Raw genomic sequence first — 12,776 nt, 5'->3', positions numbered from 1 at the left:
CGCCAACTCTTTTTCGGGTTTCTTTTCGGGCTTCTTTTTCCACCACTCGGCCACTCGGCCACTCGGCCACTCGGCCGGGAGCGTGTCCGATTCGTTCAAGACCGGCGTGCCGGTCCGCTCCTAGCCTGGCCGCATGACTTCCCGAACGACTCCCCGACTCGACATGATCGGCCTCGTCGTCTCCGACATGGCCGCCTCGCTCGCCTTCTACCGCCGTCTGGGCCTGGACCTCCCGGCCGGCGCGGAGGAGCAGCCGCACGTGGAAACCGTCCTCCCCGGCGGGCTCCGGATCGGCTTCGACACGCAGGACGTGGTCCGCTCCTTCGACCCGTCCTGGACCCCGCCCACCGGCGGCGGCCGGCGGGAGCTCGCATTCCTGTGCGGGTCCCCCGCCGAGGTGGACGCGGTGTACGCCGAGCTGACGGACGCCGGGTACGAGGGCCATCTGGAGCCCTGGGACGCCGTCTGGGGGCAGCGCTACGCCGCCGTGCTCGACCCGGACGGCTGCGCGGTGTCCCTGTTCGCCGCCGCTCAGGAGCCGGCCGCGGACCCGGCCGGGGCGTAGGCCGCCGCGTAGGCCCCCGCAGTGGTCCCGGCCAGCGTCCGGACCTCGCGGGCGAAGTGGGCCTGGTCGGCGTAGCCGGCCCGGTGGGCCACCTCGGCCTGCGGCAGCCCCCGCCTGGCCAGCTCCAGCGCCCGCTGGAGCCGCAGCACGCGCCCGAGCGTGCGGGGTCCGTAGCCGAAGGCGTCGAGGGAGCGCCGGTGGAGCTGGCGGGGCCCGAGGCCGACCACCGCCGCCACGGCGGCGACGGACTCCCCCGCGCGGAGCCCGGCGGCCACGCGCGAGGCCAGGGGGTCGGGGGGAGCGCTCCGCGCCGCGCGGCCGCGGGCCAGCCGCTCCAGCCCCGCGCCGGGGTCCTCGTACGCGCTCATCCGCTCGGCGAGGGCGCGCACCTGCGGCTCCGGCCAGAGGTCGGCGAGCTCGATCCGGCGGTCGCGCAGCTCGTGCGCCGGGACGCCGAGCAGCGCGGGCGCCGTTCCCGGGGCGAACCTCAGCCCGGCGAAGGCGCCGCCCGGCACCTCCCCGGCGGGGTGCGGCCCGGTGTCGGGGCCTGCCACCAGCAGCCGCCCGCCCACCCACAGCAGGTCCATGCAGCCGTCGGGCAGCACGGGCCCGCCCGGGGCTCCGGTGCGCCGCCAGACGACCGCGCCGGGCACCAGCGGGGACGGCCGTTCCTCGTACACAGCCGCCACGCTACGCCTTCGCCCCGGGCCGGGCCGGGCCGGGCTGGGCTGGGCTGGGCCGGGCTGGGCTGGGCCGGGCTGGGCGGGGCCGGTCGAGGTCAGTGCTTGCGCAGCCGGGCCGAGTAGTCCTCCGGCGGCAGGAACTTCGACCAGCGCTCCGGGAACTCGGAGGGCATCGCGCCGTCCCCGTCCTCGTCGTCCTCCGACTCGCCCTCGGCCAGGGCCCGCCAGGCGGCGGCGCGCGCGATCAGCTGTGCGGCCTCCGCCTCGCGGGCCCGCTCGTTCGCCTCGCGGGCCGCGGCGGTGGCCACCGAGGGCCAGACGCGGTCGATGGCGGCGTTCACGGCCGCGCCGACGAGCACGGCGAAGGCGGACACGCCGATCCACAGCAGGACGGCCACGGGGGCGGCCAGCGAGCCGTAGATGGTCGGGCCCTCGACGGTGTTCGTCAGGTAGATCCGCAGCAGGAACGAGCCCAGCACCCACATGGCGAGCGCCACGAGCGCGCCCGGGACGTCCTCGATCCACGGGGAGCGCACGGGTACGGACACGTGGTAGAGCGTGGTCAGGAAGGCGATGGACAGCAAGGTGACGATCGGCCAGTACAGGACGGCGATCACCTCGGTGCTCCAGGGCACCCAGCGGACGACCGCGTCGGGCCCGGCCACCATCAGCGGCAGCACGACGGCGCCGATCACCAGGGCGACGACGTACAGCAGGAAGGCGAGCAGCCGGGTCTTGACGATGCCGCGCTGGCCGTCGAGCCCGTACATCACGGTGATGGTGTCGATGAAGACGTTGACGGCGCGCGAGCCCGACCAGAGGGCGAAGGCGAAACCGAGGGAGATCAGGTCCGGGCGGCCGGCCTTGGTGACGTCGTCGAGCATCGGTTTCGCGATGTCGTTGACGCCCCGGTCGGAGAGGACGGTGCCGACCGCGTTGAGGATGTTCTCCTCGATGGAGGCCACGAAGGTGCCGCCCGTCCAGCCGTCGACGTAGCCGAGGAGGCCCAGGAGGCCCAGGAACAGCGGCGGCAGCGAGAGCAGCGTGAAGAACGCCGCCTCCGCCGCGAGGCCGAGGATCCGGTACTCGATGCACGAGTTGACGGTGTCTTTCAGCAGCAGCCACGCCATCTTGCGCTTGGAGACGTTGCGGTAGAGGGCACGGGCCCGGTGGAGTCGCCCGGGGACCCGCTCGTGGACCCGCTCGGGTGTTTCTTTTGCTGGCTGCACGTCCTTACGGTATCCGCATGGCAGCCACCACCCACACAGTCACCAACCAGGTCCCTCCCCTGGTGGGCTACGACGTCTACGGCACCGACCGGGCACTGCGGGAGGGAGTGGAGCGCCACCTCGCGGCCGCGGCGCCCGAACTCCTCGGAGAGGTGCGGGAGGAGCTCCACGAGCTCGGGCGCACCGCGGGTTCGGCGCAGGCCCTGCGGTGGGGTGCGATGGCGAACGAGAACCCGCCGGAACTGCACACGCACGACCGCTACGGCAACCGGATCGACGAGGTGGAGTTCCACCCGGCCTGGCACCGGTTGCTGGGGCACGCGGTGGGCGCCGGGCTGACCGACGCGTGGGGGCGCCCGGCCGGACACCTGCGCCGTGCGGCCGGGTTCCTCGTGTGGTCCCAGGCGGAGGCGGGGCACGGCTGTCCGGTCTCGATGACCCATGCGGCGGTACCGGCGCTGCGGACGGATCCGGAGCTGGCGGCGGAGTGGGAGCCGCGGCTGACCTCGCACGTGTACGAGCAGGACCTGCGGCCGGCGGCGCAGAAGGCCGGGGTGCTGTTCGGCATGGGGATGACGGAGAAGCAGGGCGGCAGCGACGTACGGGCGAACACGACGGCGGCGAAGCCCCTGGACGCGTCGGGCGAGTACCTGCTGACGGGGCACAAGTGGTTCTGCTCGGCGCCGATGTCGGACGCCTTCCTGGTACTGGCGCAGGTGGCCTCCTCCGGAGGGGACGGTCTGACGTGCTTCCTGGTGCCGCGGGTGCTCCCGGACGGCACGCGCAACGTGTTCGCGATCCAGCGGCTGAAGGACAAGCTGGGCAACCGGTCGAACGCCTCGGCCGAGGTGGAGTTCGACGGGACGTGGGCGCGACGGGTCGGCGAGGAGGGTCGGGGGGTGCGGGCCATCATCGGGATGGTCTCGGCGACCCGGCTGGACTGCGTGCTGGGCGCGGCGGCGCAGATGCGGCAGGCGCTGACGCAGGCCGTGCACCATGCGGAGCACCGCTCTGCTTTCGGAGCACGGCTCATCGAGCAGCCGCTGATGCGCAACGTGCTGGCCGACCTCGCCCTGGAGTCGGAGGCGGCGACGGTGCTGGGGCTGCGCCTGGCGGCCGCCTACGACGCCGGGACGGAGCAGGAGCGGGCTTTCCTGCGCATCGCGGTGCCCGCCGCGAAGTACTGGGTGACCAAGCGGTGTACGCCGATGGTGGCGGAGGCCCTGGAGTGTCTGGGCGGCAACGGCTACGTCGAGGAGTCCGGGCTGCCGAGGCTGCTGCGCGAGTCCCCGCTGAACTCGATCTGGGAGGGGTCGGGCAACGTGCAGGCCCTGGACGTGCTGCGGGCCCTGCAGCGGGAGCCGATGGCGCTGAACGCCTTCCTCCAGGAGGTCGGGCGGGCGCGCGGCGCCGACCACCGGCTGGATTCGGCCATCAAGGGGCTGCTGACGGAGCTCGCGGACCTGGAGGGCATCGAGGCGCGGGCGCGCCGGGTGGTGGAGCGCATGGCCCTGGTGCTCCAGGGCTCGCTGCTGGTGCGCTGGGCGCCGCCGGAGGTGGCGGACGCGTTCTGCGCCTCGCGTCTGGGCGGCGACTGGGGCGCGGCCTTCGGCACGCTGCCGCACAGCCTGCATCTGGGCGCGCTGGTCGAACGGGCGCGGATCGCGGGCTAGGTTCGGGTACCTGTCCCCAAACAGGTCCGAGCCGGGATCCGGGCCCGCCGACCGGGAGCAGGGGTGGCGCCGCGCCGACTCGGCACCACCCCTGATCCGAAAGCCCCGAGGAGGAGCTGTCACGCCGCGAGGCGACGTACGGACAGTTTCGGTCGGGTGCCCGGTCATCGGCGAGAGTTGCATACCGTTGCAACCCTCTGAGTCCTCTGAGTCCTCTGAGTTCTCGGCACTCTCGGCGTTCTCTGCGTTCTCTGCGTTCTCTGCCTTTCGTTCCGCACGGGGAGGTTCCGGTGGCCTACACCGCAGGCAGCACGGTCGATGTGGCACGCATCTCGGCCATGGACGCGCGGGAGGCCGCGCGTCTGCTCAAGGGCGTACGGGCGGCGGCGCTGGCGGGGGACCGGCCGCCGGCGGAACCCCGCCCGCAGATCGCCGAGTCCTGGCGCCGGATGCTGGCCGGCGGGGTGCACCCGGACCGGGACGCGCGCTCGCGGATGCTGTCGGCGGCCGAGACGGAGGAGCGGCGGCACGTCTCGCCGCTGCGGGAGATCCTGCCGGTGCTGCGCGAGGGGCTGCTGCCGGCGCTGGACACGGCGCTGCACATCATGGTCGTCGCCGACGCGGAGGGGCGGCTGCTGTGGCGGGAGGGGGCCTCCTCGATCCTGCGCAAGGCGGACCGGCTCGGGTTCTCGGTGGGCGCCGACTGGGACGAGGCGGTGGTCGGCACGAACGGGGTGGGTACCGCCCTGGTGACCCGGCAGCCGGTCCAGGTCTTCTCGGCGGAGCACTTCGTCTCCAGCCACCACGACTGGACCTGCGCGGGGGCGCCGGTGCGGGACCCGCGCGACGGGCGGCTGCTGGGCGTGGTGGACGTCAGCGGGCCGCTGGCCACCATGCACCCGGCCACGCTGGCGTGGGTGAGCTCGGTGGCCCGCCTCGCGGAGCGGGAGCTGCGGATCCGGCACCTGGAGTCGCTGGAGCGGCTGCGGGCGGTCGCTTCGCCGCTGCTGGCCCGGCTGCCGGGGCGGGCCCTGGCGGTGGACCCCCAGGGCTGGTCGGCGGCGGTCACGGGGCTGGCCCCGACCGACCGGATCGCGCTGCCGAAGGGGTTCGGGCCCGGCCGGGTGTGGGTGGCGCAGCTCGGGGACTGCGTGGTGGAGCCGCTGCCGGGCGGCTGGCTGCTGCGCGTCGCGCAGGCGCCGGGCACGGCCGCGGCGGCGAGCCGGGTGGTGCTGGACCTGAGCCGGCCGCGCGCCTGGTCGGCGACGGTGTACGGGGCCGCCGGGAGCTGGTCCCAGGAGCTGAGCCCGCGCCACGCGGAGCTGCTGTTCCTGCTGGCGGAGAGCCCGCGCGGGCGGTCGGCGGCGGAGCTGGCGGCGGAGCTGTTCGGGGATCCGACGCGAACGGTGACGGTAAGGGCGGAGCTGTCCCGGGTACGCAGACACCTGGCCGGGGTGCTGACGCACCGGCCGTACCGCTTCGCGGACGACGTCGAGGTGGAGCTGATCCGACCCGAGGACCCGGCGGCGCTGCTGCCGCACTCGACGGCGCCGGCGGTGGTCAGGGCCCGGCTGGGCCGGGCGGGGGCCGGCGTGATTCCCTGACCTGCATGAGCACCATCACACTCACCACCTGGTCCCTGGAAATGGCCTCGCCGCAGGACCTGGCCCGGGCCGCCGTCCCAGGACCTGAGATCACGGTCCGGCGGGCGGAGGTCCCCTCGCCGGAGTTCAGCCGCTTCCTCTACGCCTCGGTGGGCGGTGACATCCACTGGACGGACCGGCTGTCCCTGACCCGGGCGCAGTGGGTGGAGCAGCTGGGCCGTCCCGGTGTGGAGACCTGGGTGGCGTACGAGCGCGGGACGCCGGCGGGGTACGTGGAGCTCGACCCGCAGGCCGACGGCGTGGTGGAGATCATGTACTTCGGGCTGCTCCCCGACTTCCGCGGTCGCCGCATCGGGGGCCACCTGCTGACGCTGGGCGTCGAGGCGGCCTGGTCCCTGGCGGAGCGCTGGCCGGGGCGCGAGGCGACGACGCGGGTCTGGCTGCACACGTGCAGCCAGGACGGCCCGACCGCGATGGACAACTACCTCCGCCGCGGCTTCAAGCTCTTCAAGACGGAGACGGAGCAGAAGGAGAGCGCCCCCACCCCCGGCCCCTGGCCGGGCGCATAGGGCGCAAGGCGCAAGGCGCAAGGCATAGGGCGCAAGGCACACCAGGCCCAGGGGGTCGGGACACGGCTGCGGCGCGGGCGGCCGGAGGGACTCCTTCCGGGCCGCCCCCCGTGCACCCGCACAACGTGACGGGCGTCACGCCATCTCGAAATACGGGACTACATCGTCCGGATTGTGGACAGTAGTGGACTCCTCCAATCGGCACATGACACGCTTCCGCCATGAATGGAGCTGGAATTGCCTTGGTGAGTCGGCGGCACGTCGACCTCGGCCGCATGTCCAGTGCCATCTGTTCGGCGCGCTGACGGAACCAGCCACCGCCGCGCAGCCCCGGCACAGCGCCCCGCACACCGTCGTAGCGGAGGCGCAGCCGCCCGCAGTCCCCTGAAGGCAGAACACCGCCCTGACCACCGGCACAACCGGGAAATCGGGTGGCGATCGGCCGCACCTGCTCAGCGGCAGGGCTGATGACAGGGGCACTCGCCGCCCCTCCCCCTGCCCTTGCAACGAGCCGCCGAAGAAGGACGTACCGCCATGGCCGCCACCCCCGAAACGACCGCAGCCGCAGCTCCCGCAGCCGCCGCGCGCCGCAAGACCGGCCGTCACCGCGGCGAGGGCCAGTGGGCCGTCGGACACCACACCCCCCTCAACGGCAACGAGCAGTTCAAGAAGGACGACGACGGTCTCAACGTGCGGACACGCATTGAGACGATCTACTCCAAGGCGGGTTTCGACTCGATCGACCCCAACGACCTCCGGGGCCGGATGCGCTGGTGGGGTCTGTACACCCAGCGCAAGGAGGGCCTCGACGGCACCAAGACCGGCGTCCTGGAGCCCGAGGAGCTGGACGCGGAGTTCTTCATGCTCCGGGTCCGCATCGACGGTGGCCGGCTGACGACCGAGCAGCTGCGCGTCATCGGCGAGATCTCGCAGGAGTTCGCGCGCGGCACCGCCGACATCACGGACCGCCAGAACGTCCAGTACCACTGGATCCGGATCGAGGACGTCCCGGAGATCTGGCGCCGCCTGGAGGCCGTCGGCCTCTCCACCACCGAGGCCTGCGGTGACACGCCCCGCGTCATCCTCGGCTCCCCCGTCGCCGGCATCGCCGAGGACGAGATCATCGACGGCACGCCCGCCATCGACGAGATCTACCGCCGCATCGTGGGCAACCCGGACTTCTCCAACCTGCCCCGCAAGTTCAAGTCCGCGATCTCCGGCTCGCCGCTGCTCGACGTGGCGCACGAGATCAACGACATCGCGTTCGTCGGCGTGGAGCACCCGGAGCACGGCCCCGGCTTCGACGTCTGGGTCGGCGGCGGGCTCTCCACCAACCCCAAGCTGGGCGTGCGCCTGGGCACCTGGGTCTCGCTCGACGAGGTCCCGGACGTCTACGAGGGCGTCATCTCGATCTTCCGCGACTACGGCTACCGCCGCCTGCGCACCCGCGCCCGGCTGAAGTTCCTCGTCGCCGACTGGGGCCCGGCCAAGTTCCGCCGGGTCCTGGAGGACGAGTACCTCAAGCGGCCGCTCACCGACGGCCCCGCCCCCGCGCAGCCGGCCGGGCAGTGGCGCGACCACGTGGGCGTCCACCGGCAGCAGGACGGCCGTTTCTACGTCGGGTTCGCCCTGCGCGTCGGCCGGGTGGACGGCTCCACGCTCACCAAGATCGCCGAGATCGCCGAATCGCACGGCTCGGGCCGGGTCCGTACCACCGCCGAGCAGAAGATGATCGTCCTGGACGTCGAGGAGGCCCAGGTCGACTCGCTCGTCTCCGCCCTGGAATCCCTGGACCTGCGGGTCAGCCCCTCGCCGTTCCGCCGCGGCACGATGGCCTGCACGGGCATCGAGTTCTGCAAGCTGGCGATCGTCGAGACCAAGGCGCGCGGCGCCGCCCTCATCGACGAACTTGAGCGCCGCATCCCGGCGTTCGACGAGCCGATCACCATCAACATCAACGGCTGCCCCAACGCCTGTGCCCGTATCCAGGTGGCGGACATCGGTCTCAAGGGCCAGCTGGTCCTGGACGACGACGGCAACCGCGTCGAGGGCTACCAGGTCCACCTGGGCGGCGCGCTCGGACTGGAGGCCGGGTTCGGCCGCAAGGTCCGCGGTCTGAAGGTCACCTCGGCCGAACTGCCCGACTACGTCGAGCGGGTGCTCACGCGCTTCCAGGAGCAGCGCGAGTCCGGCGAACGCTTCGCCACCTGGGCGGCGCGGGCTTCCGAGGAGGCCCTGTCGTGAGCGAGCGAGCGGCACCCTTCCACTGCCCGTACTGCGGCGACGAGGACCTGTTCCCGAACGAGACGGGCCACGGCGCCTGGGAATGCAGGGCCTGCAACCGGGCCTTCCAGCTGAAGTACCTCGGGCTGCTGGCCCGGGGTGTCCGGTCCGACACCGCTGGAGGGGACGAGATATGACCACCGAGCAAGACGTGAGTCTCAAGGACCTCGCCGAGCAGGCCGGGCGCGACCTCGAAGACGCGTCGCCGCTGGAGATCCTGCGCTGGGCGGCCGACACCTTCGGCCGGAAGTTCTGCGTCACCTCCTCCATGGAGGACGCCGTCGTCGCCCACCTGGCCTCCCGCGCCTTCCCCGGCGTGGACGTGGTCTTCCTCGACACCGGCTACCACTTCGAGGAGACGATCGGCACCCGTGACGCGGTCGAGGCCGTGATGGACGTCAACGTCATCACCCTGACCCCGCGGCAGACGGTGGCCGAACAGGACGCGGAGTACGGCCCGAAGCTGCACGACCGCGACCCCGACCTGTGCTGCGCGCTGCGCAAGGTGAAGCCGCTGGAAGAGGGCCTGACCGCGTACGACGCGTGGGCGACGGGCCTGCGCCGCGACGAGTCCCCCGGCCGGGCGAACACCCCGGTGGTCGGCTGGGACGAGAAGCGGCAGAAGGTCAAGGTCTCCCCGATCGCCCGCTGGACCCAGGACGACGTGGACGCCTACGTCGCCGAGCACGGGGTCCTGACCAACCCGCTGCTGATGGACGGCTACGCCTCCGTCGGCTGCGCCCCCTGCACCCGCCGCGTGGCGGAGGGCGAGGACGCGCGGGCCGGCCGCTGGGCCGGCCGGGCCAAGACCGAGTGCGGACTGCACGGCTGATGACCGACCCCATTTCTCTCATGGACGCGACGGAGAACAAGCAGATGAGCGTGAGCGACCAGGGCGCCACCGTGTGGCTGACCGGGCTGCCGAGCGCGGGCAAGACCACCATCGCGTACGCGCTGGCCGAGCGCCTGCGCTCCGAGGGCCACCGCGTGGAGGTCCTCGACGGAGACGAGATCCGCGAGTTCCTCTCCGCCGGGCTGGGCTTCACCCGGGAGGACCGCCACACCAACGTGCAGCGGATCGGTTTCGTCGCCGAACTCCTCGCGAGCAACGGCGTCAAGGCGCTCGTGCCGGTGATCGCGCCGTTCGCGGACAGCCGCGAGGCGGTCCGCAAGCGGCACGCCGCCGAGGGCACCTCGTACCTGGAGGTCCACGTGGCCACCCCGGTCGAGGTCTGCTCCGAGCGTGACGTGAAGGGCCTGTACGCCAAGCAGGCGGCGGGCGAGATCTCCGGTCTGACCGGCGTCGACGACCCGTACGAGGCTCCGGACTCCCCGGACCTCCGCATCGAGTCGCACACGCAGACCGTGCAGGAGTCGGCTTCGGCCCTGCACGCGCTGCTCACCGAGAGGGGTCTGGCATGACGGCCACCGTCGCACACGTCCACGACGAGACGGACGCGCCGTACGCGCTGTCGCACCTCGACGCCCTCGAATCGGAGGCCGTGCACATCTTCCGCGAGGTCGCGGGCGAGTTCGAGAAGCCGGTGATCCTCTTCTCCGGCGGCAAGGACTCCATCGTCATGCTGCACCTGGCGCTCAAGGCGTTCGCGCCGGCGCCCGTGCCGTTCACGCTGCTGCACGTCGACACCGGGCACAACTTCCCCGAGGTCCTCGACTACCGCGACCGCGCGGTGGCCAAGCACAACCTGCGCCTGCACGTGGCCTCCGTCCAGGAGTACATCGACGCCGGCAAGCTGCGCGAGCGCCCGGACGGGGTCCGCAACCCGCTGCAGACCGTCCCCCTCACGGAGGCGATCCAGCAGCTGAAGTTCGACGCCGTGTTCGGCGGCGGCCGCCGCGACGAGGAGAAGGCCCGCGCCAAGGAGCGCGTCTTCTCCCTGCGGGACGAGTTCTCCCAGTGGGACCCGCGCCGCCAGCGCCCGGAGCTGTGGCAGCTCTACAACGGCCGCCACGCACCCGGCGAGCACGTGCGCGTGTTCCCGCTGTCCAACTGGACCGAGCTGGACGTGTGGCAGTACATCGCCCGCGAGGAGATCGAGCTCCCGGAGATCTACTTCGCCCACGAGCGCGAGGTGTTCCAGCGCAACGGCATGTGGCTGACGGCCGGCGAGTGGGGAGGCCCCAAGGAGGGCGAGACGCCCCAGACGCGCCTCATCCGCTACCGCACCGTCGGTGACATGTCCTGCACCGGTGCCGTCGACTCCGACGCCACCACGCTGGACGCCGTGATCACCGAGATCGCCGCCTCCCGGCTCACCGAGCGGGGCGCGACCCGCGCCGACGACAAGATGTCCGAGGCCGCGATGGAAGACCGCAAGCGCGAAGGGTACTTCTAGACATGAGCTCCACCACCGATCAGGTCGCCGACTTTGCCGACCTTGCAGCGACCACGCTGCTGCGCTTCGCGACCGCCGGTTCCGTCGACGACGGCAAGTCCACGCTGGTCGGACGGCTGCTGCACGACTCCAAGTCGATCCTGACGGACCAGCTGGAGGCCGTCGAGGCCGTCTCCGCCCAGCGCGGTCAGGACGCCCCCGACCTGGCGCTGCTGACCGACGGCCTGCGGGCCGAGCGGGAGCAGGGCATCACGATCGACGTGGCGTACCGCTACTTCGCCACCGCCCGGCGCCGGTTCATCCTCGCCGACACCCCCGGGCACGTGCAGTACACGCGGAACATGGTCACCGGCGCCTCCACCGCCGACCTGGCCGTGGTCCTGGTCGACGCCCGCAACGGCGTGATCGAGCAGACCCGCCGGCACGCCGCCGTCGCGGCCCTGCTGCGCGTTCCGCACGTGGTCCTGGCCGTCAACAAGATGGACCTGGTGGGCTACGAGGAGTCGGTCTTCGCCAAGATCGCCGAGGAGTTCACCGCGTACGCCTCCGACCTGGGCGTCCCGGAGATCACCGCGATCCCGATCTCGGCGCTCGCCGGGGACAACGTGGTCGAGCCGTCCGCCCACATGGACTGGTACGGCGGCCCGACGGTGCTGGAGCACCTGGAGACCGTCCCGGTCAGCCACGACCTCACCGCCTGCCCGGCCCGTTTCCCGGTGCAGTACGTGATCCGCCCGCAGACCGCCGAGCACCCCGACTACCGCGGCTACGCGGGCCAGATCGCCTCCGGCGTGCTGCGCGTCGGCGAGGCCGTCACCGTCCTGCCCTCGGGCCGTACCTCGGTGATCGCGGGGATCGACGCCCTCGGCGAGAGCGTGGACATCGCGTGGGCCCCGCAGTCGGTGACGGTCCGCCTCGCCGACGACATCGACATCTCGCGCGGCGACCTGATCGCGCCGTCCGCGAACCCGCCCGCCACCACTCAGGACGTCATCGCGACCGTCTGCCACGTCGCGGACCAGCCGCTGGCCGTGGGTGCACGGGTGCTGCTCAAGCACACCACGCGCACGGTCAAGGCCATCGTCAAGGAGATCCCCTCGCGGCTGACCCTGGACGACCTGTCCCAGCACCCGAACCCCGGGCAGCTGGTGGCCAATGACATCGGCCGTGTCGTCGTACGGACCGCCGAGCCGCTCGCGCTCGACGCGTACGCCGACTCCCGCCGCACCGGTTCCTTCCTGCTGATCGACCCGGCCGACGGCACCACCCTGGCGGCGGGCATGGCGGGCGAGTCCTTCGCCTCGCAGGCCCGGACGACCGTCCAGGCCGACGACGAAGGCTGGGACTTCTAGCCCATGCCCTCCGACATCTACTCCACGTTCGCCAAGGAAGGCGGCCGCGTGGGCAGCGGCCGCCTCGGCAGCGGCCAGGGAGGGGTGGCGCGATGTGCGCGATGACGCTCAGCCCCCACGAGCACCACCTGCCCTTGCTCCGCAGACGAAGACGTGCGTCATGAGATGACGCTACGAGAGGAAGCCCTCCCGTGCCTGCCACCCGAACCACCTTCACCGCCCTGCGCCGCGGCCTGGTCGCCGCTGCCGCCCTGCCGCTGCTGATCGGCGCACTCGCCTCCTGCGGCTACGGGTCCCAGGCCGACCAGGCGCAGGACAAGAGGGCGGACGTCGCGGCCGGCGGCGGCAGGAAGCTGTCGGCGTCGCAGGTCCGGATCGGGTACTTCCCGAACCTGACGCACGCGACCGCGCTGGTCGGCATCCAGGAGGGCCTGATCGCCAAGGAGCTGGGCGCCACCGCG

The 12,776-nt window shown here is 72.4% G+C and carries 13 protein-coding genes and 1 pseudogene; 12 read left to right on the top strand and 2 right to left on the bottom strand.

Features of this window, described 5'->3' with window-relative positions; genetic code table 11:
* Positions 1-133: 133 nt before the first annotated feature.
* Complete coding sequence (locus AB0M92_RS32595) at positions 134-565, top strand: VOC family protein (protein WP_366105944.1); 432 nt, start codon at positions 134-136, stop codon at positions 563-565.
* Here the strand turns inward: AB0M92_RS32595 and AB0M92_RS32590 are convergent.
* Both AB0M92_RS32590 and AB0M92_RS32585 read right to left on the bottom strand, forming a co-directional pair.
* Complete coding sequence (locus AB0M92_RS32590) at positions 532-1,254, bottom strand: helix-turn-helix domain-containing protein (RefSeq protein ID WP_366105943.1); 723 nt, start codon at positions 1,252-1,254, stop codon at positions 532-534. The genes AB0M92_RS32595 and AB0M92_RS32590 overlap by 34 nt on opposite strands.
* Positions 1,255-1,343: 89 nt before the next feature.
* Positions 1,344-2,477, bottom strand: a complete 1,134-nt coding sequence (locus AB0M92_RS32585) for a YihY/virulence factor BrkB family protein (protein ID WP_366105942.1) — start codon at positions 2,475-2,477, stop codon at positions 1,344-1,346.
* A 17-nt stretch (positions 2,478-2,494) separates the two neighbouring features.
* Here AB0M92_RS32585 and AB0M92_RS32580 point away from each other — a divergent pair, with 17 nt between their 5' ends.
* The 11 genes and pseudogenes from AB0M92_RS32580 to AB0M92_RS32530 all read left to right on the top strand — a co-directional run.
* Complete coding sequence (locus AB0M92_RS32580; RefSeq protein ID WP_366105941.1) at positions 2,495-4,150, top strand: acyl-CoA dehydrogenase family protein; 1,656 nt, start codon at positions 2,495-2,497, stop codon at positions 4,148-4,150.
* Between the two features lie 338 nt (positions 4,151-4,488).
* A complete protein-coding gene (locus AB0M92_RS32575) occupies positions 4,489-5,754 on the top strand; it encodes a GAF domain-containing protein (protein ID WP_366105994.1) in 1,266 nt (421 codons plus the stop codon).
* A gap of 5 nt (positions 5,755-5,759) precedes the next feature.
* Positions 5,760-6,323, top strand: a complete 564-nt coding sequence (locus AB0M92_RS32570; protein WP_366105940.1) for a GNAT family N-acetyltransferase — start codon at positions 5,760-5,762, stop codon at positions 6,321-6,323.
* A 221-nt stretch (positions 6,324-6,544) separates the two neighbouring features.
* Positions 6,545-6,628, top strand: a complete 84-nt coding sequence (locus AB0M92_RS32565; protein WP_351782709.1) for a putative leader peptide — start codon at positions 6,545-6,547, stop codon at positions 6,626-6,628.
* A 229-nt stretch (positions 6,629-6,857) separates the two neighbouring features.
* Positions 6,858-8,567: a nitrite/sulfite reductase gene (locus AB0M92_RS32560; protein ID WP_366105939.1), complete on the top strand. Its 1,710-nt coding sequence runs from the start codon at positions 6,858-6,860 to the stop codon at positions 8,565-8,567.
* Positions 8,564-8,743 carry a hypothetical protein gene (locus tag AB0M92_RS32555; RefSeq protein WP_359167585.1) on the top strand — a complete coding sequence of 60 codons (180 nt, stop codon included), beginning with the start codon at positions 8,564-8,566 and terminating at the stop codon, positions 8,741-8,743. Before AB0M92_RS32560 ends, AB0M92_RS32555 begins: the two co-directional genes overlap by 4 nt.
* Positions 8,740-9,438 (top strand): phosphoadenylyl-sulfate reductase, encoded by a 699-nt coding sequence (locus AB0M92_RS32550; RefSeq protein WP_366105938.1) that lies wholly within the window; start codon positions 8,740-8,742, stop codon positions 9,436-9,438. The genes AB0M92_RS32555 and AB0M92_RS32550 overlap by 4 nt, the downstream gene beginning before the upstream one ends.
* 20 nt (positions 9,439-9,458) lie before the next feature.
* Positions 9,459-10,028, top strand: a complete 570-nt coding sequence (gene cysC, locus AB0M92_RS32545) for an adenylyl-sulfate kinase (protein ID WP_366105937.1) — start codon at positions 9,459-9,461, stop codon at positions 10,026-10,028.
* Entirely contained in the window at positions 10,025-10,963 is a 939-nt protein-coding gene (cysD, locus tag AB0M92_RS32540; protein WP_366105936.1) for a sulfate adenylyltransferase subunit CysD, read from the top strand. Before cysC ends, cysD begins: the two co-directional genes overlap by 4 nt.
* Before the next feature lie 2 nt (positions 10,964-10,965).
* Entirely contained in the window at positions 10,966-12,315 is a 1,350-nt protein-coding gene (locus AB0M92_RS32535; protein ID WP_366105935.1) for a GTP-binding protein, read from the top strand.
* 191 nt (positions 12,316-12,506) lie between these two features.
* Positions 12,507-12,776 (top strand): annotated as a pseudogene (locus tag AB0M92_RS32530) (sulfate ABC transporter substrate-binding protein); the annotation flags it as partial.

The sequence above is a fragment of the Streptomyces sp. NPDC051582 genome (assembly GCF_040681715.1).
In the GTDB taxonomy this organism is placed as follows: Bacteria; Actinomycetota; Actinomycetes; order Streptomycetales; family Streptomycetaceae; genus Streptomyces.
The sequence above is the reverse complement of the archived record's forward strand: the minus strand, read 5'-3'. Positions and strand labels throughout refer to the sequence as shown.

Bases quoted from the DNA above. Each gene is read 5' to 3' on its own strand.
- AB0M92_RS32595 (WP_366105944.1), top strand. From the start codon at position 134: ATGACTTCCCGAACGACTCCCCGACTCGACATGATCGGCCTCGTCGTC.
- AB0M92_RS32580 (WP_366105941.1), top strand. From the start codon at position 2,495: ATGGCAGCCACCACCCACACAGTCACCAACCAGGTCCCTCCCCTGGTG.
- AB0M92_RS32575 (WP_366105994.1), top strand. From the start codon at position 4,489: ATGGACGCGCGGGAGGCCGCGCGTCTGCTCAAGGGCGTACGGGCGGCG.
- AB0M92_RS32570 (WP_366105940.1), top strand. From the start codon at position 5,760: ATGAGCACCATCACACTCACCACCTGGTCCCTGGAAATGGCCTCGCCG.
- AB0M92_RS32565 (WP_351782709.1), top strand. From the start codon at position 6,545: ATGAATGGAGCTGGAATTGCCTTGGTGAGTCGGCGGCACGTCGACCTC.
- AB0M92_RS32560 (WP_366105939.1), top strand. From the start codon at position 6,858: ATGGCCGCCACCCCCGAAACGACCGCAGCCGCAGCTCCCGCAGCCGCC.
- AB0M92_RS32550 (WP_366105938.1), top strand. From the start codon at position 8,740: ATGACCACCGAGCAAGACGTGAGTCTCAAGGACCTCGCCGAGCAGGCC.
- cysC (WP_366105937.1), top strand. From the start codon at position 9,459: ATGGACGCGACGGAGAACAAGCAGATGAGCGTGAGCGACCAGGGCGCC.
- cysD (WP_366105936.1), top strand. From the start codon at position 10,025: ATGACGGCCACCGTCGCACACGTCCACGACGAGACGGACGCGCCGTAC.
- AB0M92_RS32535 (WP_366105935.1), top strand. From the start codon at position 10,966: ATGAGCTCCACCACCGATCAGGTCGCCGACTTTGCCGACCTTGCAGCG.